The organism is Mesorhizobium sp. M1307, assembly GCF_040318155.1.
Lineage (GTDB): Bacteria > Pseudomonadota > Alphaproteobacteria > Rhizobiales > Rhizobiaceae > Mesorhizobium.
Genome location: NZ_JAMYLR010000111.1, coordinates 1 through 851, shown reverse-complemented (window position 1 = coordinate 851; position 851 = coordinate 1). Strand labels below are relative to the sequence as shown.

At 60.9% G+C, this 851-nt stretch carries 1 protein-coding gene and 1 pseudogene; both read right to left on the bottom strand.

Features of this window, described 5'->3' with window-relative positions; translation table 11 throughout:
• A partial coding sequence (locus tag NKH16_RS34855; RefSeq protein WP_352903975.1) for a helix-turn-helix domain-containing protein occupies nucleotides 1-457 on the bottom strand: 457 nt, incomplete at its 3' end.
• A 188-nt stretch (nucleotides 458-645) separates the two neighbouring features.
• Nucleotides 646-851 (bottom strand): annotated as a pseudogene (locus NKH16_RS34850) (DNA polymerase/3'-5' exonuclease PolX); the annotation flags it as partial.

Genomic DNA, 851 nt, shown 5'->3' with positions numbered 1-851 from the left:
CGACCTTCACGGTCACTGTCACGCCGTTGATCAGGACGATCTCGTGGCTCCAGTCGAACTGGTAGGCCTCGCCCGGCGCGAAGAACAGCGGCACATAGGCGTCCGCCGTCGCCGACCCCTGCGCCTTCGCCCAGCTCTTCGCGTATCGGCGGACGGCGTCATAGCCTCCCTCGTAGCCGAGGCTGCAAAGCTCTTCGTAAATCCGGATCAGTGTCAGTTGCTCGCGCGCCGCCCTGCCACGATTGCCATTCAAAAACCCATCAAGCTGGTCCTGCCACGGACCGATCTTCGGCTTGGGCTGCCGCTCGCGTTCGTAGGAGAACGATGTCTCATCGGATCTGAGAATCTTGCGGACGGTGTTCCGCGACACATGCAGTTCGCGGCAAATCCGCTTGAGCGACCATCCCTGCACATGGAAGGCGCGCCGAACTCGGGCAATCGTATCCACCGACTTCATCCCCACACCATCCGCTCGCTACGACGAGCTGATGGTCGCAAATCAAAGCATCAGGGGGGTCAAAATTGGACGCCGATTCCCCGGCTTATGGGGTCAATTTTGCACGCCGATTCACATCCAGTTTGCGCGGCTGGGAAGATTTTGAGAATGACGGGCTCCTGCGCTGATAGGCCGGGCGCACAAGCAGGTTAGGACGTTTGCCTGCGCCGAGCGAGATGCGCAAGGAGGGCGGTCAAACGCATCGCGTTCAGGACCCGCTTCGCAGGGACACCGCCCTTGCGCGCCATCTCGACACCCCAATGCATGTGGTCGAGCTCGCGGATCGAATGAGCGTCCGGATTGATGCTGAAGATGCAGCCCTGATCGAGTGCCTTTTGATGCCAGCGCCAGTCGA